The sequence below is a fragment of the Bartonella sp. A05 genome (assembly GCF_026930145.1).
In the GTDB taxonomy this organism is placed as follows: Bacteria; Pseudomonadota; Alphaproteobacteria; order Rhizobiales; family Rhizobiaceae; genus Bartonella.
Window position 1 is genome coordinate 179,855 of record NZ_JANHOJ010000002.1, and the last position, 26,082, is coordinate 205,936.

A 26,082-nucleotide genomic window follows, 5' to 3' on the forward strand; every position below is an offset into this window, starting at 1 on the left:
AATTTTTATCGTTGCTCATTTATTTTATAAGAAATAAACTGATAAAAACTGTTTGATATAAATATAAACTAGGTTGTTTCGCCTCTTACTAATCAATAAATAAAGAAAAGTTACTTGGCACTATTCAGGATCAAGTGGCTCTATACCTTCCGGACGACCTTCATCTGAAAGACGAATTTTTTCAACTTTGGCTTCAGCCATCTTCAATAATTTATCGCAATGCTTTTTTAAAGCCTCACCGCGCTCATAAATAGTAATTGATTGCTCTAAAGGAACATCCCCGCGTTCCAAGTCTTCGACAATCTTTTCAAGCTGTTTAAGTGCTACCTCAAAGCTTAAGGTTTTAATCTCTCCCGTTTCAATCTCTTCTTTTTTCATATAATCCTCTCATCCTCACAAAACATCTATTCTAGATATGCGAATCCCAAAACTTTCTAAATCAGCATAATGGCGCTCTTTAGAAGAGTAAACAAGAACAGAACGAATCCCTAAATGTTTTATAATTTGCATCCCTAAACCAATGTTGCGCCATTCCTCTTCACGCTCAATCGCCTGTGCATGACTTTCTAAACCTTCCATTGCCATTATCTGACCGCAAAAAGATGATTGCAATCTAACATTAACAGGTCCTTCACGGAGATAAACAAATACACCGCGTTTTTTCTCTTCCACCATGCGCCGCATGATAACAACAATATCCGATGACTGTCCAAAAACATCGTTCATAATGTTTTCGCGGTGAAAATGTACTGGAATATCTTCACCATCTCTAATATCACCAAAAACAACTGCAACATGCTGAATAGTCTCCCAGGGCAGTTGATAACGATGAACCACAGCTGATCCCACGAATGTTTCAGTATGCATTTCTCCAACATGTTTGATGAAAATCTCCTTACGCTGGCGATAAGCAATAAGATCAGCAACCGTTATGATATGCAATCGATTATCTTGCGCGAATTGTATAACCTCATCTCCATGTTTAACACTACCATCATCATTGACCAACTCACCGATTACACCAACTGGCGGTAAACCAGCTAATTTACATAAATCAACAGCTGCCTCAGTATGACCTGAACGCAAGAGAACACCAGCTTCATGCGCAATCAAAGGGAAAATATGCCCTGGACGAACAAAATCATGAGCGCCAGCTTTTGGATTAGCAAGATTACGAACAGCCAACGCACGATCGTGCGCAGAAATTCCCGTCGTTATTCCATATTTAAAATCAACTGTCACAGTAAATTGGGTACAGTGCTTTGCATTATTATCCGACACCATAGGCGTAAGATTAAACCGTTGCGCTTCTTCCTTCAACATAGGGGCACAAACAATACCCGATGTATGACGAATGATAAATGCCATTTTTTCTTCTGTGCAATGGACAGCAGCAACAACCAAATCACCTTCATTTTCACGACCATCATCATCTGTCACCACAACAATTTCGCCGCGTTCAAAAGCTTGAATAGCTGAAACAACTTTTCTCTGATCATAAGTCATCATTCACCTTTCAAACACAGCCGACTTGACCGCGATGCCTTAGATAATGGTCAGCAATAGCGCAAGCAACCATCGCCTCACCAACAGGAACAGCACGAATCCCAACACACGGATCATGGCGTCCCTTTGTCATAATATCCACATTGTTACCATCAATATCAATTGAACGACGAGGCGTTAAAATTGACGAAGTGGGCTTAACAGCAAAACGCGCGATAATTGGCTGCCCGCTTGATATCCCGCCTAAAATACCTCCAGCATGATTGGATAAAAACAACGGCTTCCCATCGCTTCCTATTCGCATTTCATCTGTATTTTCCTCACCAGTCAGACGAGCTGCAGCAAAGCCATCACCAATCTCGACACCCTTAACCGCATTGATCGACATTAAAAATGATGCAATATCCTGATCTAGTTTTGCGTAAATAGGTGCTCCTAAACCTGCTGGAACATTTTCTGCAACAATCTCAATAATAGCACCAGCCGATGAACCAGTTTCACACAATATATCCATATAATCAGAAAAAACACGCACCGCTTCTACATCAGGTGTAAAAAAAGAATTTTTATCAACCTCCGACCAATCCCAACAATCACGATTAATGTTATGAGGACCAATCGCCGTTACAGCTCCCCGCACAATTAAACCAGGAACAATTTTACGTGCAAGAGCTCCTGCTGCAACACGGACAGCTGTTTCACGCGCAGAAGCACGCCCTCCACCACGATAATCACGCACTCCATATTTCACATCATAGGTATAATCCGCATGACCAGGACGATATTTATGAATAATTGTATCATAATCCTTAGAACAGTGATCCACATTTCGAATCAACATTGAAATTGGCGTACCTGTTGTCACCAATGTCACACCATCATTCTGAGTAACGACCCCTGAAAGCACTTCTACTTGATCCAACTCTCGACGTGGTGTCGTATATTTTGATTGTCCTGGTCTACGCTTATCAAGATACAATTGGATTTCTGAAAGAGTAAAAACAATCCCCGGTGGACAACCATCAATGACGCAACCAAGAGCAGCACCATGACTCTCACCCCACGTTGTTACACGAAACAAATGACCAAATGTATTATGTGACATGGAAACAAGACCTGTTTCTTCTTAAAATAAACGCAACTACAATACGCATGTATAGTCGCGCGTAATACAATTCTATCCAAGGTCAACTCTTGACTGTTCCAACTTCAATCCAATTGCCACAAACAAAACCTTCATGAAACAGACCTATTCTTTGACAACCGAAATATCCGGTGCATCAACAGCCTTCATACCAATAATATTATACCCAGAATCTACATGATGTATCTCACCTGTAACAGAACGAGATAAATCTGAAAGAAAGTAAAGGGCAGAATCGCCTACTTCTTCGATTGTAACTGTACGACGTAAAGGAGCATTATACTCATTCCATTTCAGAATATAACGAAAATCACCAATACCAGAAGCAGCTAATGTTTTGATTGGCCCTGCAGAAACAGCGTTAACACGAATATTTTTGGGACCTAAATCCACAGCTAAATATTTTACACTAGCCTCAAGTGCAGCCTTAGCAACTCCCATTACATTATAATTAGGAACAACCTTTTCTGCACCATAATAGGTCAAAGTTAGAATAGAACCACCATCTGGCATCAATTTTTCTGCACGCTGTGTAATAGCTGTCAATGAATAAACAGAAATATTCATCGTCATCATAAAATTTGACTCGCTAATATCAACATAGCGACCACTTAATTCATCTTTATCAGAAAAACCAATCGCATGAACTAAGAAATCCAGTTTTCCCCATTTTTTCTCTATTTCACGAAATACTGCATCAATAGATGCGCGATCGGAAACATCACAATGACCACAAATGAACCCATTCACTTCCTTAGCCAAAGGCTCAACGCGTTTCTTCATTGCCTCACCTTGATAGGTAAAAGCAAGCTCAGCCCCTGCCGCACTAGCTGCTTGAGCTATCCCCCAAGCGATAGAGCGATTATTAGCTAATCCTAAAACCAAACCACGCTTACCGCACAATAAACCATTATTCTTAGCCATTAGCACTGCCCCACTCTACTTGAAATCAATATTATTTATTTGCCTATGACATAGGTCAACATTTTCTTCAAGCAATTGCTTTCAAATTAGACTAAAACTATGTTACATAGTCAAAAAGAATTAACCTTTCTGCAATGTCAGCCTTCCTGCATTTGCAAAAATTGTTTTAATGCAGCATTTTCACCTTCCGGCAGCATGATGCGAACATGTACATAAAGATCATCTCTTTCTCCGTTTTTTAGACGAAGCCCCTTCCCTTTGAGTCGTAAGACGCGATCAGAGCTTGACCATGCGGGAATTGTCAAAACAACACGCCCCTCCAAAGTTTCGACTTCTTCTTTTGCTCCCAAAACAGCATGCTTAAGAGAAACTGGCAAATCAAGATGCAGCGCCCGTCCTTCAACCCGAAAACGAGGATGCTTCTGAATGTGAATAGTCACTAAAGCATCACCCGCTTTCCCATGTATGACCTCTTCTCCCTGACCTTTTAAACGAATAATTTGCCCATCTTCAACATAGGATGGTAATTTGATTTTTAACTTTTTACCATTTGGAAAGATCGCTTCTACTTTCTCTACACCGACCATTTGTTCCAATGTAACAGAAAGACTAACACGAATATGAGATCCTTGTTGAGGCTGATTATATTGTGCAGAATTTGAAAATCCGCCTCCTCTTCTAAATAAATCGCGAAAAATATCGCTCGCATCAAAACCTGTACCGCCTGAAGAAGAAAAATCGAATCCTCTTGTTCCTTCTGAAAAAGGATTTTGTCTGCTTTTAAAATTTCCTCCAACGCCATAAGCTTGATGTAGTGGTTTTCCTTCTGAATCAATTTCACCGCGATCAAATTGTGCCTTTTTATATTCATCACCTATAATTTCATAAGCTTGATTAATTTCAGAAAACTTTTCTTTAGCCTTTGCATCATCCATATTATGATCTGGATGATATTTCTTTGCTAATTTTCTGAATGCAGATTTAATCTCTTGCGGTTTTGCGGTGCGCGCCACACCCAGAACCGTATAGGGATCACGCATATCGTCCTCTTTCCAACTTTTTATTTCTCAAATATCAACGGACATATTGTTAAATATTTTCTATTACTCCATTAATCTCATAAATAGAATAATTTTTACTTTATCTATATGTTTATAAAAAAACAAAATACCAAATGAAATAAACATTTTACATCTAATATAGCGCATTGCACCTGATATTAACGAAAAGCATAATGAAAACATCTTAAAAAATATACAACATCTTCCATTTTCCAGAAGAAGACAAAAACTTTACTTTTTTATAGTACAAATAAATTAAATAATGACTCACGCATACCAACAAACATTCGGATGTATTATGAATAGTGAAACACCACAAAATGATGATTTTATGCAGACACTAGAGCCTTTCGCTCTTTTTGCAAGTTGGCTTGAAGAGGCGGAAAAAAGCGAAATAAATGATCCCAATGCCATGGCATTGGCAACAGTCGATGAAACAGGATTACCCAATGTCCGTATGGTTCTGCTCAAGAACTTTAGTTCCGAAGGGTTTGTGTTCTATACCAATTATTCAAGTTGCAAAGGACAGGAAATTTTAAGATCCATGAAAGCATCTTTAGTCTTTCATTGGAAGTCACTTCGTCGTCAGGTGAGAATTAGAGGAATTGTTGAAAAAGTTAGTACTGAGGAAGCAGACGCATACTTCCACTCACGACCACATGAAAGTCAAATTGGTGCATGGGCCTCCAAACAATCTCAACCATTGGAAAACCGTTCTGTTTTAAAACAAGCAATTGCTGAATATACAAAACGTTATGGAACAGGCAAGGTTCCACGTCCATCCTATTGGTCCGGCTTCTGTGTCAAACCCCTTTTTATCGAATTCTGGTGCGATCGCCCATTTCGTTTACATGATCGCTTGCTCTTTACACGCAATTCTACTGAACAAAACGACTGGCAAAAACAACAGCTCTATCCATAATTACCCATTTTTAAGCATTATTCTCTATAATGTAAACTTCTTGCTTCACTACCTATAACCTATAAGATGTGATTTTATTTTTTCCATATTTTAGCTAAACTACAGGTTGCAATATCATCCAAATGCTACCACATACCAAACCAGCAAAGATCAAAAAGCCAACAAACGAGTTGGATTTGAAAAGTTTTAAACATTGTGAGCTATTATCTATATCAATGTCTTTAATTTGAAGAAACATATGAATGCCTGCTATAAAAAGCCCTAGAAAGCTAACCATGGGGACCTGTGCTAAATAAAATGCTAGACTAACCAGAAGTACAAAGCCACCATACAAAAACACCAAAGCGCGTTTTGTGCCTTTTCCAAAGAGAAGCGCTGTGGAACGTACGCCAACAATAACATCATCTTCCTTATCCTGATGAGCGTAAATTGTATCATATCCTATCGTCCACAAAATCGATCCCATATAGAGCACTATCGGCGCCCAACCCAGACTCCCATGTACAGCTGCCCACCCCATTAATGCACCCCAATTAAATGCAATGCCTAAAAAAAACTGAGGCCAATATGTTATACGTTTCATAAAAGGATAAAATGCAACTGCCACCAATGATGAAATCCCTAAAAAAAAGCTAAACATATTAAACTGTAACAAAACACCCAAGCCTATCAAACATTGCACTAATATAAAAATTTTTGCCTGTAATCGACTCACTTGACCTGTTGGCAATGGACGAGAGCGCGTTCGTTCTACTTGAGAATCAATTCTTTGATCCACAAGATCATTCCAAGTACAACCTGCACCCCGCATCGCTACGGAACCTAAAAAGAAAAGAAAGATATACCACATCCAACAAACCACAATTGATGAAAAGGGTCGTTGGAGCTGAGCATAGGGGAAAAAAGCCATTGTCGTTGACCAGAAACAAGGCCACATCAATAATTGCCATCCAACAGGTCTATCCCAACGTGCTAATTGCGCATAAAACCATAAAGAACAAGGCAGAAAGCTATAGACCCATTGTTTAGCGGATGCATCCATAACCCTTCCCTGCTGCTCACAGGATTGAATATGTGAAATATCATTACTCTTTTTCATAAATAATTTTACCTTTAGTCTTGCGATAGAGGTATTTCATTCTTATGACAATAACATTGACCTAATCATATTCTACAATAGGAGCACGCAATGAACGTTCTTCTTATCGGTTCAGGCGGACGAGAACATGCTTTAGCATGGAAAATAGCAGCATCACCTCTGCTCACAACATTATATTGTGCTCCTGGTAATCCTGCAACAATGGAATTCGGCAAAAATATTGATTTGAACATCGACAATCATTCCCTTGTCATTAATTTTTGTCAAACACATTCCATTAACCTCGTGATTATTGGACCAGAAGCACCATTAGTTTCAGGTATAACTGATTCCCTGAATGCCGCTGGTATCTGTGTATTTGGACCGAGTCAAAAAGCGGCTCAGTTAGAAGGTTCTAAAAGCTTCACAAAAGACTTGTGCCGTAAAAATAACATCTCTACAGGGATCTATCAATGCTTTAACAATGCTCAAAAAGCAAAATCCTATATCCGTCAACAAGGTATTCCTATCGTTGTTAAAGCTGATGGCTTAGCTGCTGGTAAAGGCGTTGTTGTTGCTATGACAATGGAAGAAGCATTTTCTGCCGTTGATGCCTGCTTCGAAGGAACTTTCGGGAATGCAGGCCAGACAATTGTTATCGAAGCCTTTTTGGAAGGAGAAGAGGCGAGCTTCTTCTGTCTTTGTGATGGCAAAACCGCCATTCCCTTTGGGTCAGCACAAGATCACAAACGTGTTGGCGACGGCGATACCGGAGCCAATACTGGTGGCATGGGAGCTTATTCACCGGCCCCTGTTATGACCGCAGAAATGGTTAACCGTACCCTTAAAGAAATTATCGAACCAGCTCTATACGGTATGGCTGAAATGGGTTCTCCCTTTAAAGGTATTCTCTTTGCCGGATTGATGATAACCTCAAAAGGGCCAGAACTAATTGAGTTCAATGTACGATTTGGCGATCCAGAATGTCAAGTTTTAATGATGCGTCTACAAGAGGATATTCTCCCTCTTTTTCTTGCAGCGGCTCAAGGAAATCTTGAAAATAGAGCTCTTCAGTGGTCTGAAAAAACCGCTCTAACAGTTGTTATGGCTGCGAATGGTTACCCAAATGCGCCTCAAAAAGGCAGTGTTATACGCAATCTTGATAAAGTCTGTACGGCTTTCCCTGATGTTAAAATTTTTCAAGCCGGTACAGCCTTACGAAATGGAGAAGTCATTGCCAATGGCGGACGTGTTTTGAATGTAACAGCCATTGGAGACACTGTCGCACACGCACAAAAACGAGCCTATGAAGCTGTCGATTGCATTGATTGGCCACAAGGTTTTTTCCGTCGCGATATTGGATGGCGTGCCATTACACGCAAAAGCTAGATCTCTTGATCCTGCTTTTTATAAAGCTGTCAATGATATTATAAAATACTAGAAATTGTGCACTGGTGCCCTTTAAAAAGATAAACTGGCACCAAATGAGAATTGATTGTTTTTAAATTATAATATTTTTCCTGGATTCATAATCCCTAAAGGATCGAATACTTTCTTAATCGCCTGCATAATGTCCAATGCAACAGGTGATTTAAAAGTGCGAAGTTCTTTCCGTTTGAGCTGCCCAATTCCATGCTCTGCAGAAAAAGTGCCCTGATAGTTCATCACCAAACAGTGAATGCGATGGTTCATTGTCGACCATAATTGCAAAAACTCTGCAGAATCAGCCCCAATGGGCTGCGTAACATTATAATGAAGATTGCCATCACCCATATGACCAAAACACACCACCCGTGCACCCGGCGCTATATCTTCAACAATAAGAGCAGCCTCAGAAATAAAGTCAGGAATGGATGCAACAGGCACTGCAATATCATGCTTAATAGATCCCCCTTCCAACTTCTGAGCAGGGGACATACTTTCACGCAATTGCCAAAAAAGATCTTGCTGGTTTAACGATTGTGCAATAACCGCATCTTCTATAAGAGAATCCTTTAAAGCTGCCTCTAAAATAATGGTTAGAACCGATAACGCCTCATCATTGCTCCGCGATGATGAAATATCAATTAAGACATACCAGTCATGTGTATGAGCTAAAGGAGATCTCATTTGCTTCCTATAATTTAAGGCCATTTGTAAACTGAGCTCTCCCATAAGCTCAAAACCAGTCAACATTGCTCCTCCATGACATTGAGCAAGAAATAAAAATGCAAGAGCCTTCGCTGGACTACGTAATCCCACAAAAGCAACAGCTTTTCCTTTTTGTTTTGGAAAAAGCTTTAAAACTGCTGCCGTAATAACTCCCAAAGTACCTTCTGCACCGATGAAAAGATCTTTCAAATCATAGCCACTATTGTCTTTCTTAACAAACCGCAAATCATCCAAAATACGGCCATCAGGCAAAACAACTTCCAAACCAAGACAAAGATCTCGCATATTACCATAAGCCAAAACAGCTGTTCCTCCAGCATTAGATGAAAGGTTTCCCCCTATCTGACAGGATCCTTCTGAGCCCAAAGAAAGAGGGAAAAAACGGTTCCATTCATCTGCTTTTTGCTGCAAAGTACGTAAAATAACACCTGCCTCTACCACAGCAAAATTACCCTCTCGATTAACAGATCGAATCCTGTTCAAACGCTCCATAGACAAAACAACACTACGTCCACTATCATCTGGCTGCTGAGCACCGACAAGACCAGTATTTCCCCCCTGAGGAACAATAGGAGTACGCGTCTGACTGGCCAAATGCATGATCGATGACACCTCTGCCGTGGAAGATGGCCGTAAAAGCAATGGTGTTTTCCCATGAAAAAGTTTACGGTCTTCAAACAAATAAGGTGCAATAAGTTCCTGATCTGTTAATGCATGCGCAGAACCAACAATTTCTCTAAAACGCTCAATTAAATCCTGCTTCATTCTCACTCCCCTTTCGGCGCTGCAGCACGGATTAAACGGTCATTAATCGCTTCACCTAATCCGTAAGATGGAATAGGTTCCACTGCAATACACCTTACCTCAAGTGAATCTAATTGCTTCATATATTGAAACAAATGGTATGCAGCTTCTTTTAACTGGCCACTTTCACTGAGATTTAAAACAGAAACAGCATTTTCAACACCTATAATGCGCTTTGGACCAAACGCCAAAAGCGCTTCACCACTTGTGACCTTTTGTGCATTCAAACGCATCAAAGCATTGGGCGCATAATGCGACTTTAACATACCTGGTGCCTCAATTGCGGCCTGCTGATTGAGCCGCTTTAAAGATTGTCCTGCAACTTTTTCTATTTCTTCAGCAGCTATCCCTCCCGGACGCAAGAGATAAATACTATCATCACAAACCTTAATAATTGTTGATTCAAGCCCTATTTTGGAAAATCCACCATCAATAATCAAAGGCACTGATGCCCCTAAAGATGCAAATACAGATGCAGCTGAAGTAGGACTAAGGCGCCCTGATTGATTTGCGCTAGGCGCAGCCAAAGGTCGGCCGAAATGTTGAACAACTTCTGCAAAACCGCCCTTTGGAAAACGAACAGCCAATGTATCAAGACCAGCCGTGGTTAAAGGATGAATGTCATGATGCGCTTTTAAAGGCAAAACAAAGGTTAAAGGACCTGGCCAAAATGCTTCCATGAACCGACGTGAAAGCAAGTCAATCTCTACATAGCGTTCTGCCATAGCAATACCACTCACATGAGCAATAAGAGGGTTAAAGCGCGGTCGTCCCTTTGTCGCAAAAATAGAAGCCACTGCCTTTCCATTGGTTGCATCACCTGCCAACCCGTAAACAGTCTCTGTCGGTAAAGCCACTAATTGACCTTGCTTAAGAATCGTAACTGCTTCTTGTATTGAAGTCCTATTAAGAGGAAGAATCGTCATGAAATATCATCTTTATAGTGCTCTTTGATCGGTGCAAAACTATACCGGTGTAATCCTGCAATCGGTCCATATTCACCAATAGCCACACGATGTGCTACCGTTGCATAACCGACATGCCTCTCAAAACCATAGCCTTTATAAAGCTGTCCAACATGTTGCATCATTCGATCACGCGTCACTTTAGCAACAATAGATGCTGCAGCAATTGAAACCGAACGCTGATCACCCTTAATCAAAGCCATTGCTGGACACGGTAAGCGAGAAGGAATATCACGTCCATCAATCAATGCATAATGTGCTGGCACTGCAAGCCCTGTAATACAACGTTGCATTGCCTCTAAGGTTGCTTTTCTAATGTTAGACTTATCAATTGCGCGAGCGCAAAGACTAGCAATCGAAATCGTCAATGCACTTTGCATAATTTCATCATAAAGTCTATTGCGCTGTCGAGCAGAAATTTTCTTGGAATCATTCACTCCTTCAGGAATATGATTTTGATCCAAAATAACTGCTGCTGCTACCACGGGTCCAGCGAGAGGTCCACGCCCAACCTCATCAACACCCGCTATGTAAAAGAAACCCTGTTTCTGCAAATCCAATTCGCATAAAAAATCGGGCTGTTTGGGTACATTAAACATAGCTGTTGAATTACACATAAGACGAGACATACATTCATTTTCGCATCACAACTCATTTTCTGCAAGTCCTACAAAAAATAGATTGCTCCAATATCTCGATTAACTCTACTATAAACAGAGAAACAAAAATACGCATTATGAATTAATTATTTGACAGCTATCCAATTTCCTTTCTCAATATTATTATTCAATGCATTATTAGCTATAAACAGCAACCCTTATGTTTCTTGTCTAAATGTTCCTACGGTCACGATAGATTTAACAAACCAATTTGGATGCAGCGATTTAATGAGAAAAGCCGCTTTCTGCGCCGCTTTTTGATCTTTAAAAATACCAAAGCAAGTTGCACCTGAACCAGACATACGAGAAAAAAGAGCTCCACTCTTATCTAATTCATGTAAAACTTCAGCCATTTTAGGTGCAATTTTTAACGCAGGAGCAAAAAGATCGTTGCGGGTTTCTTGTAAAACTTCAACCAATGAATAAACCGACTTTAAAGCAGCTGGATCAATGTTCAAAGGAGGATGATCATGCTTCTCCAAATTCTCAAAAACAGTCTGTGTTGCAATGTGTTGACCATGGTTAACCAATACCATTGCAAGAGAACAAGCCTTTTCTAGTCGTGTGATATCACCGCCAATCCCTTTTACAAAAAGCGGCTTCTTATATTCCAAAGCAAAAAGACACATCGGTACATCAGCACCAAGAACTAAGCTCATTTCTGCTAGTTTTTCACAAGAACAATCAAGGTTCCATTGCTGACGCAGTATATTTAGAACACCCGCAGCATCACCCGATCCACCACCAATACCAGAAGCGACAGGCAATGTCTTAATAAGTCGAAAAAAGGCGGGTTGAGCACTCTCAGGAAATGCATTGCACATGAAGTCACGCGCATGAATAACCAAATTATCCGAATCTAATTCATCGGCAAAAGGGCCTGTTACAATAAAGCGATCCCTTTCAAAAGACGTATAACTTAAATAATCACCACTGAGACTAAAATAAACCAAACTTTCTAGAAAATGATAACCATCAGCACGCTGCCCTACAACATGCAACGCTAAGTTCAGCTTAATGGGTGTTAATATATAAGAACACCCATTAAGCATATAAGAATACCTTTTAAGCGCAGTTTGCACATCCAATATCATTTAACGTAATATTCACCCGTGTGAGGATCTTGCACCAGTGTTCCTTGTATGCTTGTGTGTGGTTTAACTTCTGCATTACAAACATGCCGCAACTTCCGCTGTAATCGAAGTTTTAATAAACGATGAATACAAAACATTACAGCACAAATCAAACCAAATACAATAAGTCGCATCATTTTTAGTTTTTGTTTCTTCTGACAATAATTCTAAGAAAAATAATAAACCACATTAAGCATATATCAAAATACTCCTCTAATCACAAACCATATCGTTGCCAAAGCGCCCGCTCTTCTGCTGCCATTAACGCACCATCAACCGCTGTATAAACCATATTAGCAGAAATCCCCGAAGGCATCTTAAGTCCCAAAAGATTTTTGGAATGAGAAATTAACCGAAGTTTTGTATCAGGGCCAAACCGTTTTTTAACGACAGAACGTACATCACCTAATCCATCAATCAAGCCAAGTTCAATGCTTTTCATTCCACTCCAAAACATTCCCGTAAAAATATCTGGATCATCCGATAACCTCTCTGCACGCCGTTCTTTAACCAAATCGATAAAAGTTTGGTGCACTTCAAGTTGCAGAGATTTCAAATGGTCAATATCTGTTTTCTTTTCTGGTTGAAATGGGTCCAACGCAACTTTGTTTTTTCCTGCAGTATAAACACGACGTTCCACACCAATTTTTTTCAACAGTTCCGGAAAACCAAAAGAAGCCGAAACAACCCCTATAGATCCAATAATAGAGGAAGGATCAGCAAAAATTTCATCTCCAGCACAAGCGATCATATAACCACCTGAAGCTGCCACATCCTCAGCAAACATGAGCACTTGTTTATTATGTTCATCTGCCAAATCGCGGATACGTTGAAAGATAAGATGTGATTGCACAGGCGAACCACCTGGAGAATTGATAACCACAGCAACAGCTGGAGCTTCCTTATAAGCAAAAGCTTTGTCTAAAAGATTTGCATATCTGCTTAATGAAAGCGTACGCGCCATCAATGAAGTTGAATCTATAATAGCCCCATGAAGGCGTACGACAGGGATTTCTAGCGTACTAGAACGAAAACGACGTGGAACAATATTTTTAATACAGTCAATCAAATCAAAATCTCCCTATAAAAATTAACAAAATAAATCAAAAGCTCAGTATGAATTTTTAAAATACAGTATACTATATTTTAAAATATTATGTGAAAATTTCCCAAAAACTTATACGTCCATTATTAATTGCATCAACCCGTGGTGAAAAAGTATGATCGTCACCTTCATGCATAACCAATGCTGGCAATACAGACAAAGCCGCTCGGCTTCCCCGTTTTGCATAAATTAAAATCCGAATCGCCGCCATTTTGACGCGAGAGTGAATAGGAATTACGCATACACTACCAAAGCGTCCCTCCAAAGCATGCAGTATATCAGTAAGAGATTGTGGACGTGCAATTAATCCTAAATATCCACCAGGCTTCACAATTGCCGCTGCACTTCGCAACCAATCATCGAACATAGTCTCAGACATAACATGTGCCTCATACTTTTGTTCATCAGGCGTTTTACGATCTTCTGGACTGTTAAAAGGTGGATTCATAATCGCAAAATCAAAAGCATTATCCATTAAACCTACCTCTGAGCGTGCTTTGCCTTTTAAGGTAATATCTGCTTCTAACAAGCAAACTCGATCAGCCAATTTCTCATTCTGCTTTAGCATAAGCGTTTTTTTCGCATAGTATACCATAAAAGATGACCGTTCGACCAATGTAATATGCGCCTCAAAACAACGCGATGCAACTGCTAATCCAGCTGCACCTGCACCTGCACCTAAGTCAACAAGCCTTCCTTTAAAGTTATCAGGAACCAAACCAGCTAATAACATAGCATCCATGCCAGAACGATGGCCACGTAAACGTGGTTGAACAACATAAAAATTACCACGATGAAATCCATCTATTGTTTCGTCATTATAATGCATTATTTCACCCACCCGCAAACCTAATATCACCGCTCATAACCACATTTCTGCTAATCGTTCATCAAAACCCGTTTTAAATTTTAATCTCTCTTTACAAAAAACTATACCACCCAAATGAAAAAACATTCTTTGTAAATACCCTAAAGTTACACTTTAATGAGCAGGATAAAAACTTGTGTCAAAACAAAACTCCCTTTATGTTATAAGTACAAATAGGATTTCTATATGTCCATTTTCAATATTCCGGGAGTAAACACATTGAATGCCATCTCAAAACTCAATGATGCAAGAAACAAGCAGATGTCCCTTCAACCTCTGCTTAATCTCACAAAAGATGATATGGAGCTGACAAACCAATTGATCATTTCCATGGCGAAATCACATGTCGAAATGATCCCTGAAATAACCAATCATCTTGTTTCATCGGGTGGAAAGCGATTACGTCCAATGATCACATTGGCATCTGCTCATATGTTTGACTACCGAGGTGATGGACATATCAAACTAGCAACAGCAGTTGAATTTATGCATACAGCAACATTATTACACGATGATGTTGTTGATGAAAGTGATTTACGGCGTGGAAAATCCACAGTACGCATGATTTGGGGAAATCAAGCAAGTATACTTGTCGGAGACTTTTTATTAGGACAAGCCTTTAAAATGATGGTCGATGTTAACTCTATGGAAGCACTCTCAGTCTTGGCAAATGCAGCAGCAATTATCGCTGAAGGAGAAGTCATGCAACTTGCCGCTGCAAAAAATATAGAAACCAATGTTTCAGACTATATCAAAATTATCAATGCAAAAACAGCTGCACTTTTCTCAGCTGCTGCCGAATCCGGCCCAATCATTGCTGGTCATGGACATGAAGAACGTTCTGCCTTACGAAAATATGGTACATCATTAGGACTAACTTTCCAATTAATTGATGATGCTCTTGATTACAGTGGAAATGCCAAGGACTTAGGAAAAAATATAGGCGATGATTTCAGAGAAGGCAAAATTACTATGCCTGTTATCCTTTCATATACACGTGGCAATCCGGAAGAAAAAGCATTTTGGAAGCAGGCTCTTGAAAACGGCCATAATAGTAATGAAGCTTTAATGCATGCTCAATACTTAATGGAAAAGTATGACAGCCTAACCGATACTATAGAACAAGCACGTATTTATGGAAAACACGCAATAGATGCTCTTTCTTCAATGAAAGACACTCCTGCCAAAAATGCACTCATTGAAACTATTGACTTTTGTATCGAACGCATAAACTGATTATTTAGTAAGAATCATAACATATCTAAAAAAAAACAGATATAGTTTATAAATTGAATTGTAGAGTTTATTGGTTATCTTAATGAGGATTAACTCTATGCGAAATGCAACAATATCCTGCTTTTTTACGCTCTTTATAGCAGGAAGCATAGTAATGTTATCACACGCCTACAGTAAGATGAATACGGCTATTGATACACGCTCATTTACAGGATCCTATCTAGCTGGGCGACTTGCAAATTATGAGAACAAAACAAATCTCGCAATCGATTATTTTAAACAAGCACTCGTCTATCAACCGAACAATGTTGAAATACAAAAAGAGATCTTCGAAGCTATGCTATCCGTAGGTGCATTTAAAGAGGCTGTTAAACAAGCTAAAAAGCTTAAAAAACAAGGTATTGTAACGCCCTTTATTTCATTAACATTATCAATAGAAAATCTCATCAAAAAAGACTATAAGAATGTTCAATCTCTTCTAAAATTTGAAGCATCTCCTCCTATTAACAACCCAATATCTGAGCTTATAGGTGCTTGGGCCATATTCGGATCAGGCAATCAATCTAAAGCTATTAAAGATCTTGAAAAACGTTTAGGACCCATCTGGTACGATCTTTTTATACATTACCATCTCGCTCTCATGAATGACTTGGCAGGACATACACAAAATGCAAAGAAGCATTTTATTCAAGCGCTTACCAACCAACAAGCCGCCATTATCGCCCCTGATACTTATGAACGCATTATTATAGCCTATGCCTCATTTCAGGTACGTCATAAAATGCGTAGCCAAGCTATTGAAACCCTCCGACATGGCGAACAAATATTGTTAGGTCGAGAATCTCTTAAAAATATCCGAAAAAGAATTGAAAAAGGTGCTAACCTAAAAAAACTCGTTGAAACTTCTCAACAAGGAGCTGGTGAAGTATTATATAGTTTTGGAGCATTCCTCAATCAAAAAAATTCAGAACGGGTTGCACGTATTTTCGAACAATTATCTTTAACCTTATACCCTCAAAATGATGCAATACTATTCCAATTGGCAAATATCTCTGCCAAACTTAAAGATTTCGATCAAGCCATTAAACTTTATCGCGCCTTACCGCTAAAATCGCCTTATCACAAAGATGGACAGCTAAGACTTGCATTAACCCTTGCAAATAACAACAATCGGGATGAAGCCATTCAATTGCTTACATCATTAAAAGAAAAGTTCCCCAATGATCGTTACATTCTTACAGCCTTAGCCAATATACATATGCAAAAAAATAACTTTTCTGAGTCTATCAAAATTATAGATTATGCCATTGCGCAAATAACAGATTTTCAAAAAGAAGATTGGAAGCTTTTTTATCAACGGGGTATCGCATTCGAACGTTTACAACAATGGCCAAAAGCTGAAATTGATTTACGAAAAGCGCTTGAATTATTCCCTAATCAACCACAAGTACTTAATTATCTGGGCTATTCACTTATTGAGCGGAATCAAAATCTTGAAGAATCGCTTCAAATACTTCAAAAAGCCTCTGAATTAGACCCACCAGACGGTTATATTCTCGATTCTTTAGGGTGGGCTCATTATAAATTGAAACAATACGATAAAGCTATTCAAATGTTGGAATCTGCTGTCAGATTGAAGCCCGAAGATCCAACGTTTAACGACCATTTGGGCGATGCTTATTGGCAAGTTGGGCGCAAACGTGAAGCAGTCTTCCAATGGAATCATGCGCTCGATGGAGAACACAAAAATCCAGAAAAAATCAAAGAAAAGATGAAATTCGGTTTAAAAGAAACAGCAATGTATAAATGACAATGCTTAAAGATCGTAAACAACGAATAACTTGACCTCAAGCCTATAAATTAATAGATAACCTCAAAGGCTAAGATTCCTTTAGTCTTTATCTGTTGGTTAAATATTAATCATTTGTTGATTCTATGCACAAATCATCTGTTGGTTAAATATTAAAGAGTATAAAGCGTGAATCTGCCTGAACATCTAAATCCTACGCGTTCTTTTCAAGGGCTTATTTTAACCTTACAAAATTACTGGGCTGAACAGGGGTGCGCAATTCTGCAACCCTACGATATGGAAGTTGGTGCTGGAACTTTTCATCCCGCAACAACGTTGCGTTCATTGGGGCCACGCCCTTGGAAAGTGGCCTATGTCCAACCTTGCCGGCGCCCAACAGATGGCCGATACGGTGAAAATCCAAATCGTTTACAGCATTATTATCAATTTCAAGTTCTTATCAAACCCTCCCCACAGAATTTACAAGAGCTTTATATCAATTCACTACAAGCTATCGGCCTTAATACAAAACTTCACGATATCCGCTTTGTTGAAGATGATTGGGAAAGCCCAACACTTGGCGCTTGGGGGCTTGGATGGGAATGCTGGTGCGATGGAATGGAAGTCACACAATTCACTTATTTTCAACAAGTCTGTGGCTTTGAATGTTCCCCAGTTTCAGGAGAACTCACTTACGGACTTGAGCGTTTAGCGATGTATATTCAAAATGTCGATAATGTCTATGATCTTAACTTTAATGGCTTAGATGGTGCAGACCGAATAAGTTATGGTGACATTTTCCTGCAAGCAGAACAAGAATATTCACGCCATAATTTTGAGTTTGCGGACACTAAAATCCTGCATCAACATTTTATCGACGCAGAAAATGAATGTAATGCACTTTTGGAAGCTGGAAAACCAAAAGAGGATGGCGGCTTACATCTCTGTGTTTTACCTGCTTATGATCAATGTATCAAAGCCAGCCATATCTTTAATCTTTTGCAAGCACGTGGTGTTATCTCTGTAACCGAGCGGCAAAATTATATTCTTCGCGTTCGCGATCTTGCTCGCCGCTGTGGTAAAGCTTTTTTATCCACTGAAGCTGGTAACGCACATGCTACAGAAAAAGCCAATAACAAACATGCTAAGGGAGAAGTTTAATGCCTGATCTTCTCATTGAACTTTTCAGCGAAGAAATCCCTGCACGCCTACAACGCAAAGCTGCTGCTGACTTTAAGAAGTGCGTTACAAACAAACTTGTTGATGCAGGTTTAACCTATAAAGCCGCCTGTGAATATTGGACACCTCGTCGGCTTACATTAGACATACGCGCTCTCTCTACGCGTTCAAAAGATATCCGAGAAGAACGCAAAGGCCCCAGCATACAAGCACCACAAAAAGCGATTGATGGCTTTTTACGTGCAGTAGGTCTTGATGATGTTTCTCAAGCAAAAATTACGCATGATAACAAAAAGGGTGATTTTTATGTTGCTGAAATCATCAAAAAAGGTCGTGCAGCAGAAGACATTATTGCCGATATTATGCCTAATGTTATTCGTAATTTTCCATGGCCCAAATCGATGCGTTGGGGGAAAGATTCAGCCGAAAATGGAGCATTGAAATGGATTCGGCCTTTGCAAAATATTCTTTGCGTTTTTGGACCAGAAACCGGTGAGACAAAGGTTGTTCCATTTGCTGTTGGTTCTCTCCAAAGCAATGATTTAACCTATGGTCATCGCTTCTTAAGGAATGAAAAACCGATCAAGGTACGCCGCTTTGATGACTATGTTGCCCAACTTGAAGAACATAAAGTCATTTTGGATGCAGAGCAGCGAAAAAATATTATTTTAACAGATGCACAAAATCTTTGCTTTGCAAATGGTTTGGAATTGGTTGAAGATAATGCCCTCATAGAAGAAGTTGCAGGACTTGTTGAATGGCCTGTCGTTCTCATGAGCGATTTTGACAAAGCTTTTCTTGAGATGCCTTCAGAAGTTATTCGCCTCACCATTCGAACCCATCAAAAATGCTTTGTAACTCGCAAACAAGATGAAAAAGAAAAATTATCTAATCATTTTATTCTCGTCTCAAATATGCTTGCAAGTGATGAAGGCCAAGAAATTGCTAAAGGCAATAGCAAAGTTGTCAATGCTCGTCTCTCCGATGCACTCCATTTCTGGAAAATAGATCAGCGTGATTTGCCTAACATTGCAGACTTACAAGATCATTATGATTATTATGCTAGAGAGTTTTCGCTTTATGTAGATAAACCTCTCGATCAGAGAATGGCACAGCTTGACCATTTTGATGTCATTTTTCATGTTAAATTAGGAACACAAAGCGATAGAGTAAAGCGGATAGCTTCTTTAGTAGAAAAGATTGCGAGTGGTTTGAATGCTCCCACCACCTTAGCAAAACGTGCAGCATTTCTTGCAAAAGCTGATTTACAAACACAAATGGTTGATGAATTTCCAGAACTACAAGGGCTTATAGGGAAAGAATATGCACTTATCCAAAAAGAAAATCCCCGTGTTGCTGAAGCAATTGAAGATCACTATAAGCCTCTGGGACCAACAGATCGTGTTCCACAAGAACCTGTTGCTATAGCCGTTGCATTAGCAGATAAGATTGATACGCTGGTTGGTTTTTGGCTTATTAATGAAAAACCTACAGGTTCAAAAGATCCCTACGCATTGAGACGAGCTGCTCTTGGAATTATAAGGATTATACTTTCGCATAACTTGAAAATTAACCTAATGGATCTCTTCTATCATGCAATGAAACTTTTGGTATTGCAAAGAGCAAAATATATAAGATATAAAGAGGACACTATACCATCAATACACACTATTGATGACTGTTTAAAACAGAAACTCCAAGATGCAATATCCATCATAAGAGTTGCGAATCCTGTACAGTTATATTCTTTTTTGCAACTACGTAATTTCATCGACGAAATTCAGAAGCTGTTTGCAGCACATGAGAATGATAGGGCTAGCTCTGATTTCGAAAAGATCGAAGAGAAAGTTAATCATTTGATACAAAAACTCAAAGAGACAATTGGTCATTCATTTCTCAATGCATTTGCTAACTCACATGGCAATCCTCACTACGACATATGTACAATAATCACACATAACTGGCATAATGCACTCAAAAAATTTGAACTCGCCTCTTTTGCTAGTCTAAACGATTGGCGTAAAGGTTTTGGGCATCCTGAGTTCAAAAAGTTCATATCCTCTATTACTTCTTTGACACGAAGTGAACTTTTACATGCAAGCGAAGCAATAAATAATACAATACCAGAATCTATGGTTTCAGAAGAGACAAAAAAGGTTGCATTAGATCTATTGTCCTTCTTTCATGAACGCTTGAAAGTCCAACTTAAAGATGAAGGAGCACGTCATGATGCTATTGAAGCTGTTTTAACAAAAGGTGCTGATGATTTTAGATTAGTTGTACATCGTGTTAAATTACTCACAGCCTTTATCAACACAGATGATGGTAACAAACTTGTAGTTGCTGTAAAACGTATCGTCAACATTCTTGAAAATGAAAGAAAAAAAGGCACAGAAATAACAAAGAAAGTTAATCCTGACCTTTTTGTTCACCAAGCTGAAAAATATCTAAACTGTGCGTACCTCGATGTAGACGGTAGAATATTCATGACATCTAATTATTCAGATTATCTTAATATTTTAGTGCGACTTGTAGAACCTATTGATATATTTTTCGAAAATGTACTGGTGAATGATAAAAATCCCGATATTCGGGCTAATCGTCTTGCTCTTCTTGAATGTATCCGCACATTAACGCTACAGGTTGCTGACTTCTCAAAACTAGCAGTTTAAAATATTCATTTAATTCTTCAATAGCGTTTTCAGAAGTGTTAAAATTGTATGGTTTTCTTAAAACCGTACAGGATTGCTGTATATCTGTACAAATGAAGATTTATAATTAATCGCCGAAACGACTAAGCACATGATCGAAGATAAAAACTGAGAGAAAGTACAATTAAAATTTTCTACTCCACATCGCGCAGATCATTTCCAGAGCTATAAATGCACACTATTTCGAAAGCTTATGCATTTTAGCAGGTTATGAATCTTACCAATCAAAATAAAAAAAGCTTACCTCTTAAAAGATAAGCTCCTTAAAAACTATATTTTCAAAAACAAGCTCTTTAAACGTTTCAAGCAGAGCAGCCTTGCAATATTCAAAGCTCCAAGCAGCATCAATTGAGGTAGGCCTTCACCTTCGTGAGAGACTCTTTAATAAGATCATCAGCTTTCTTAGGGTCTAATTCCTTAGCAATAAGCTCACGTGCAGCAGAAACAGCCAAGTCAATAGAAGATAAAGAAACCATCCGTATTGCTTCAGCTTCTGCTTGAGCAATTTTTTGATCCGCTAACTTATTGCGATTTTGTACATACTTTTCCGCTTTCGCACGCGCCTCAGCAAGGATAGCCTCAACCTCATGCTTAGCAGCAGCAACAATTTCTTGAGCATCTTTCTCTGCATCTGCACGCTTGCGCTGATATTCAGCCAGAACTTCCTGAGCTTCCTCACGCAAACGAAGCGCCTCATCCATCTCGTCCTTTATACGCTTTGCTCTAGCATCAAGATTTCGTATGACTATATCTGGGATTTTGAAATAAAACAAAAGAGCAAGAAAAAAAACTAATCCAACAAAGGCCCAAAATGTATCTGTCATTTCTATTATCCTTTATAGCCCGCAGTTTCAACAGCTGAGCTAACAGATTCCTTACTAACATCAACATCAATCAATTTCTTAACAATTTCAAGAGCTATTTCTTCAGAAATAGAACCAACATTCTGCATAGCTTTGTCTCGAATTTTTGTTATTTGACTTTCAGCATCTGCAAGCTTTTTCTCTAACTTCTCTTCAATTTCTTTTCGTTCAAGTTCAGACTTTTCTTTGATTTCATCATGGGCTTTTTGCGTTATAGCATGTGCCCGTAAACGGGATTCTGCTAATTCCTTTTCATAAGCTTCAACCACAGCATCCGCTTCCTGCTTCATGCGCATTGCTTGATCCAAATCAGCCGCGATTCGATCCCGGCGTGTTTCTATAACACCACCAATACGTGGCACAATCACACGAGAGATAAAGAAATAGAAAAATCCAAAGGAAACCGCTAACCAAAAAAAGTGTGAAAAAAAATGTGAAAAATCAAAAGGTGGAAACACACGATCTGCATGTTCTGCCGCATTTTCAACACGTTCTCTCAGCATTTCAGCAGTCTGTGCAGAGGCGCTAGAAACAAACATCCTATTTATCCTTCAAACAACTTAACCAAGATTCTGTACACAAAACCTATAGCCATTGATTCGTTTTTCTCCCATTAGAAACCATAAGAGTTTTCTTAGGAGGCATAAGAGAATGTCTGCCCTTGCGGGAGAAACAGACATTCCCTGTTGAAGGTAATTATTAAACTGCAAAAAGAAGCAAAAGAGCAATAAGTAATGAGAAAATACCCAAAGCTTCCGTTACAGCAAAACCAAAAACGAGACGGCCAAACTGACTATCCGCAGCTGATGGATTCCGTAGCGCACCAGAAAGATAGCTACCAAAAATATTTCCAAGACCCAAAGCCGTTCCAGCCATACCAAAGCAAGCAAGACCAGCACCAATATATTTTGCTGCAAGTACCAATTCCATATTATTCTCCTTTAAAGCGAAATTGCACTGTCTGACGGAAACCCGTCAATCCTATTAATGTCCCGGATGAACGGCATCATTGAGATACATACACGTTAAAACCGTAAAGACATAAGCTTGAAGAAACGCCACCAAAAACTCAAGGGCGGTAATTGCCACAGTCATAATAAGTGGCAAAACCGATCCGCCAATACCTACAACTCCTACCCCAATCATTGAAACAATAAAACCAGAAAATACTTTGAGTGTAATGTGACCAGCAAGCATATTAGCAAAAAGGCGAAGTGATAGACTGATTGGACGAGAGAAGAAAGAAATAACTTCAATCATCGTGACCAAAGGCAAAATTATAACTGGCACACCACTAGGAACAAACAGTTTTAAAAAACCAAGCCCATGCTTATAAAAACCATAACCTATTACCGTTAAAATGACCAACATCGCCAACGAAAAAGTAATCATAATTTGAGAGGTAATGGTATAAAAATAAGGGAAAAGCCCGATAAAATTAGCAACCAGAATAAAAATAAATAACGAAAAAACGAGAGGGAAAAACCGCATCCCTTGCACACCAGATGATTCACGCAAAGTTGATGCTACAAATTCATACGCCATTTCAGAAATGGACTGCATCCGTGTTGGAACCAAACCGCGACTTGATGATGAAACGAAAAGAAATACTGAAGATAAAACGACAGTAGCGACGATAAAAAATGATACATTCGTAAACGACAAATCTATATTCCCTATGGAAATATTAATCAGCCGTGAAATCTCGAACTGATGAACGGGATCTGGAGCGTGTGATGTCACTTTAACCTCACTGATTGGGTCTATCGACCTCTTTATCTTGACGCAATGCGCCGTGTTGCCCTAACCGACTGGGAGCAATATACCCCACAGACCGAAGAATATTCAATATACCAGCAGCAAATCCAAGAAAAAGAAAAAATATCAGTCCCCATGGCAATGAACCTGCTAATTGATCAAAACCCAATCCTAAAACAACGCCAACAACAACGCTTGCCAAGAATTCGCTGGACAATTTAATGGCACCAGCCATACCTTTTATCGACTCTTTTCTCTTACTTTCGGATTCTTGTTTCTCTAATGCTTTCTTACGCATTAAAGCTAACCCTAAATTCTGACTACGACCTTTTAAATCCTCCGAATGAAACCCTTTTTCTTGCTTCTGCCCTTCAGCTTCTCTTTGTGATATAATAGGTTCATTGCCTTTAGCCATAATTGGCTCCTCAATCAAAAAGCAAAGTCAAAACACACACCACAAAATTGGGTGCAACATATTGCGATCAAATTTATTCGTCAAGTCATCAAAAAAAATCTACCACAAGGATTTTATCAATAAACAAACGATCATCATTGATCGCAAAATTATGTATCCCCATTCTATCTAACTTAACCATTAAATGAGGCTAAGATAAGTATACAATTGCATAATGATACGTTCTGGAACGACCTTACCAAACAATACATAGCTGATTGTATGTTTGGTTTAAAAAACTCAATAGCTTCTAAAAAGAAAGTTATTTTCTTAAAAACGTTATGAAATACAAATCTCTTTACTTTTATAAAGCCCCAAAACATCGCTCACAAATAAAAAACATCACCTCTTTTTCGCACATTCTGCGAAAGGATTATCCGATGCTCGTAGCGATATCCGAATTGGGACACCAAGCATATTAAATGTATCGCGCAATCCATTAGAAAGATAACGTACATATGATTGAGGCATAGCTCCCGGACGTGAACAAGAAATCATAAACCCAGGAGGACGTGTTTTAATCTGTGTTATATATTTAACCTTAAGTCGACGCCCAGAAATTGCCGGCGGTGGATGGTGTGCCACGACAGTTTCCAGCCAACGATTAAGTTTTCCCGTCGAAATACGACGATTCCAGACACGATGAACCATCGTTATATTTTCCATGAGCTTATCAATTCCTTGGCCATATTGACCGGATAAAGGAACAGCTCTTAAACCACAAACTTGAGGAAGAAGGCGCGCACATTTTTCGTGCAAATCAGCCAATGTCTCCTGACGGTTCTGAACAAGATCCCATTTATTGAAAGCAATAATGGGAACACGTCCCTCACGAATCACAAGATCAACAATTTGTAAATCTTGCTTTTCAAAAGGCATCGTTACATCAAAAACAATCACCACAACTTCCGCAAAACGGATCGCACGTAAAGTATCTGCAACAGAAAGTTTTTCTAACTTTTCTTGAATTTTTGATTTGCGACGCAAACCCGCAGTATCAAAAAGCTTAATATGACGATTACGCCATTCCCAATCCACAGAGATAGAATCACGCGTAATACCGGCTTCAGGTCCAGTCAACAAACGATCTTGCCCCAACATACTATTGATAAGCGTTGACTTTCCTGTATTTGGACGACCAGCAACTGCTATCCGAATGGGCTTGTTTTCATCGTAAATAGGATCTTCTGCTTCCAAATCATTAATATCATCACCAACAGATGCGGGCTGTGCAGTAACGCGTTCTTCTTTTATGCTTTTTTCAAAAGCTTTCTCTTGACCAACAGCATCTGCAATTGCATCACGAAGATCCGAAAGACCCAAACCATGTTCAGCAGATATGGAACAAGGCTCACCTAATCCCAAAGACCATGCCTCATACGCCCCTCCTACTGCCGCTTTCGACTCAGATTTATTGGCAACAAGCACAATTGGTTTTCCTGATTTGCGAACTAAAGAAGCAAATTCTAAATCACTTGGCGTAATCCCGCTCTTCGCATCAAGCATAAACAAAATGAGATCTGCTTCATCGATAGCAATCTTTGTCTGAAAACGCATACGACCTTCAAGTGTATAGTCACCTGCTTCTTCCAAACCCGCCGTATCAATCACATCAAAACGTAGATCTTGAAGCCTTGCAGCATGAACACGCCGATCACGCGTGACACCCGGCTTATCATCAACCAAAGCCAATTTTTGCCCAACCAGACGATTAAACAGGGTTGACTTTCCAACATTGGGGCGACCAACTATAGCAATGGTAAGGCTCATTA

Annotated in this window: 24 protein-coding genes; 6 read left to right on the forward strand and 18 right to left on the reverse strand. The window is 39.3% G+C overall.

Annotation, left to right across the window (positions count from 1 at the left end):
* Positions 1-120: 120 nt before the first annotated feature.
* The 5 genes from NPX98_RS03160 to NPX98_RS03180 all read right to left on the reverse strand — a co-directional run bounded on the left by NPX98_RS03160 (position 121) and on the right by NPX98_RS03180 (position 4,614).
* Positions 121-378: an exodeoxyribonuclease VII small subunit gene (locus NPX98_RS03160; RefSeq protein ID WP_269022604.1), complete on the reverse strand. Its 258-nt coding sequence runs from the start codon at positions 376-378 to the stop codon at positions 121-123.
* Positions 379-393: 15 nt separating this feature from the next.
* Positions 394-1,506, reverse strand: a complete 1,113-nt coding sequence (gene ribB / locus NPX98_RS03165) for a 3,4-dihydroxy-2-butanone-4-phosphate synthase (RefSeq protein ID WP_269022715.1) — start codon at positions 1,504-1,506, stop codon at positions 394-396.
* A 10-nt stretch (positions 1,507-1,516) separates the two neighbouring features.
* Complete coding sequence (gene aroC / locus NPX98_RS03170) at positions 1,517-2,611, reverse strand: chorismate synthase (RefSeq protein WP_269022605.1); 1,095 nt, start codon at positions 2,609-2,611, stop codon at positions 1,517-1,519.
* A 144-nt stretch (positions 2,612-2,755) separates the two neighbouring features.
* The gene (gene fabI / locus NPX98_RS03175; protein ID WP_269022606.1) at positions 2,756-3,574 is read right to left on the reverse strand and encodes an enoyl-ACP reductase FabI; all 819 of its coding nucleotides are present in this window, start codon (positions 3,572-3,574) and stop codon (positions 2,756-2,758) included.
* A 137-nt stretch (positions 3,575-3,711) separates the two neighbouring features.
* Positions 3,712-4,614, reverse strand: coding sequence for a J domain-containing protein (locus tag NPX98_RS03180; protein ID WP_269022607.1), 903 nt, complete (start codon positions 4,612-4,614; stop codon positions 3,712-3,714).
* Between the two features lie 319 nt (positions 4,615-4,933).
* On the opposite strand from NPX98_RS03180, the gene pdxH reads away from it, so the two are divergent.
* Positions 4,934-5,557: a pyridoxamine 5'-phosphate oxidase gene (gene pdxH, locus NPX98_RS03185; protein ID WP_269022608.1), complete on the forward strand. Its 624-nt coding sequence runs from the start codon at positions 4,934-4,936 to the stop codon at positions 5,555-5,557.
* A gap of 94 nt (positions 5,558-5,651) precedes the next feature.
* Here the strand turns inward: pdxH and ubiA are convergent, their stop codons facing one another.
* Positions 5,652-6,656, reverse strand: coding sequence for a 4-hydroxybenzoate octaprenyltransferase (ubiA, locus tag NPX98_RS03190; protein ID WP_269022610.1), 1,005 nt, complete (start codon positions 6,654-6,656; stop codon positions 5,652-5,654).
* A gap of 90 nt (positions 6,657-6,746) precedes the next feature.
* Here ubiA and purD point away from each other — a divergent pair, with 90 nt between their 5' ends.
* A complete protein-coding gene (purD, locus tag NPX98_RS03195) occupies positions 6,747-8,024 on the forward strand; it encodes a phosphoribosylamine--glycine ligase (protein WP_269022611.1) in 1,278 nt (425 codons plus the stop codon).
* 117 nt (positions 8,025-8,141) lie between these two features.
* Here purD and NPX98_RS03200 read toward each other — a convergent pair whose 3' ends face one another.
* From NPX98_RS03200 to NPX98_RS03225, 6 genes are all read right to left on the reverse strand, one after another.
* The gene (locus tag NPX98_RS03200) at positions 8,142-9,551 is read right to left on the reverse strand and encodes an FAD-binding oxidoreductase (RefSeq protein ID WP_269022613.1); all 1,410 of its coding nucleotides are present in this window, start codon (positions 9,549-9,551) and stop codon (positions 8,142-8,144) included.
* A 2-nt stretch (positions 9,552-9,553) separates the two neighbouring features.
* Positions 9,554-10,516 (reverse strand): L-threonylcarbamoyladenylate synthase, encoded by a 963-nt coding sequence (locus tag NPX98_RS03205; RefSeq protein ID WP_269022615.1) that lies wholly within the window; start codon positions 10,514-10,516, stop codon positions 9,554-9,556.
* Positions 10,513-11,184 carry a ribonuclease HII gene (locus NPX98_RS03210; protein ID WP_269022616.1) on the reverse strand — a complete coding sequence of 224 codons (672 nt, stop codon included), beginning with the start codon at positions 11,182-11,184 and terminating at the stop codon, positions 10,513-10,515. Before NPX98_RS03210 ends, NPX98_RS03205 begins: the two co-directional genes overlap by 4 nt.
* Before the next feature lie 188 nt (positions 11,185-11,372).
* Complete coding sequence (locus NPX98_RS03215) at positions 11,373-12,308, reverse strand: 4-(cytidine 5'-diphospho)-2-C-methyl-D-erythritol kinase (protein ID WP_269022617.1); 936 nt, start codon at positions 12,306-12,308, stop codon at positions 11,373-11,375.
* 256 nt (positions 12,309-12,564) lie between these two features.
* The gene (locus tag NPX98_RS03220) at positions 12,565-13,416 is read right to left on the reverse strand and encodes a S49 family peptidase (protein ID WP_269022618.1); all 852 of its coding nucleotides are present in this window, start codon (positions 13,414-13,416) and stop codon (positions 12,565-12,567) included.
* An 85-nt stretch (positions 13,417-13,501) separates the two neighbouring features.
* Complete coding sequence (locus NPX98_RS03225; protein ID WP_442864455.1) at positions 13,502-14,281, reverse strand: tRNA1(Val) (adenine(37)-N6)-methyltransferase; 780 nt, start codon at positions 14,279-14,281, stop codon at positions 13,502-13,504.
* Positions 14,282-14,506: 225 nt separating this feature from the next.
* Here NPX98_RS03225 and NPX98_RS03230 point away from each other — a divergent pair, with 225 nt between their 5' ends.
* From NPX98_RS03230 to glyS, 4 genes are all read left to right on the forward strand, one after another.
* The gene (locus NPX98_RS03230) at positions 14,507-15,556 is read left to right on the forward strand and encodes a polyprenyl synthetase family protein (RefSeq protein ID WP_442864452.1); all 1,050 of its coding nucleotides are present in this window, start codon (positions 14,507-14,509) and stop codon (positions 15,554-15,556) included.
* A 97-nt stretch (positions 15,557-15,653) separates the two neighbouring features.
* Entirely contained in the window at positions 15,654-17,366 is a 1,713-nt protein-coding gene (locus tag NPX98_RS03235) for a tetratricopeptide repeat protein (RefSeq protein ID WP_269022621.1), read from the forward strand.
* A 168-nt stretch (positions 17,367-17,534) separates the two neighbouring features.
* Positions 17,535-18,506 carry a glycine--tRNA ligase subunit alpha gene (locus tag NPX98_RS03240; protein ID WP_269022622.1) on the forward strand — a complete coding sequence of 324 codons (972 nt, stop codon included), beginning with the start codon at positions 17,535-17,537 and terminating at the stop codon, positions 18,504-18,506.
* Positions 18,506-21,196 carry a glycine--tRNA ligase subunit beta gene (glyS, locus tag NPX98_RS03245; RefSeq protein ID WP_269022623.1) on the forward strand — a complete coding sequence of 897 codons (2,691 nt, stop codon included), beginning with the start codon at positions 18,506-18,508 and terminating at the stop codon, positions 21,194-21,196. Before NPX98_RS03240 ends, glyS begins: the two co-directional genes overlap by 1 nt.
* Before the next feature lie 383 nt (positions 21,197-21,579).
* Here glyS and NPX98_RS03250 read toward each other — a convergent pair whose 3' ends face one another.
* The 6 genes from NPX98_RS03250 to der all read right to left on the reverse strand — a co-directional run bounded on the left by NPX98_RS03250 (position 21,580) and on the right by der (position 26,080).
* Positions 21,580-22,059 (reverse strand): F0F1 ATP synthase subunit B, encoded by a 480-nt coding sequence (locus NPX98_RS03250; protein ID WP_269022624.1) that lies wholly within the window; start codon positions 22,057-22,059, stop codon positions 21,580-21,582.
* Positions 22,060-22,064: 5 nt separating this feature from the next.
* Complete coding sequence (locus NPX98_RS03255; RefSeq protein WP_269022625.1) at positions 22,065-22,637, reverse strand: F0F1 ATP synthase subunit B; 573 nt, start codon at positions 22,635-22,637, stop codon at positions 22,065-22,067.
* Positions 22,638-22,797: 160 nt separating this feature from the next.
* Positions 22,798-23,028, reverse strand: a complete 231-nt coding sequence (locus tag NPX98_RS03260; RefSeq protein WP_006589457.1) for a F0F1 ATP synthase subunit C — start codon at positions 23,026-23,028, stop codon at positions 22,798-22,800.
* Positions 23,029-23,082: 54 nt separating this feature from the next.
* Entirely contained in the window at positions 23,083-23,841 is a 759-nt protein-coding gene (locus NPX98_RS03265) for a F0F1 ATP synthase subunit A (RefSeq protein WP_269022631.1), read from the reverse strand.
* 7 nt (positions 23,842-23,848) lie between these two features.
* Positions 23,849-24,271, reverse strand: a complete 423-nt coding sequence (locus tag NPX98_RS03270; protein ID WP_269022633.1) for an AtpZ/AtpI family protein — start codon at positions 24,269-24,271, stop codon at positions 23,849-23,851.
* A gap of 381 nt (positions 24,272-24,652) precedes the next feature.
* Complete coding sequence (gene der, locus NPX98_RS03275) at positions 24,653-26,080, reverse strand: ribosome biogenesis GTPase Der (protein WP_269022634.1); 1,428 nt, start codon at positions 26,078-26,080, stop codon at positions 24,653-24,655.
* Between the last annotated feature and the right edge of the window lie 2 nt (positions 26,081-26,082).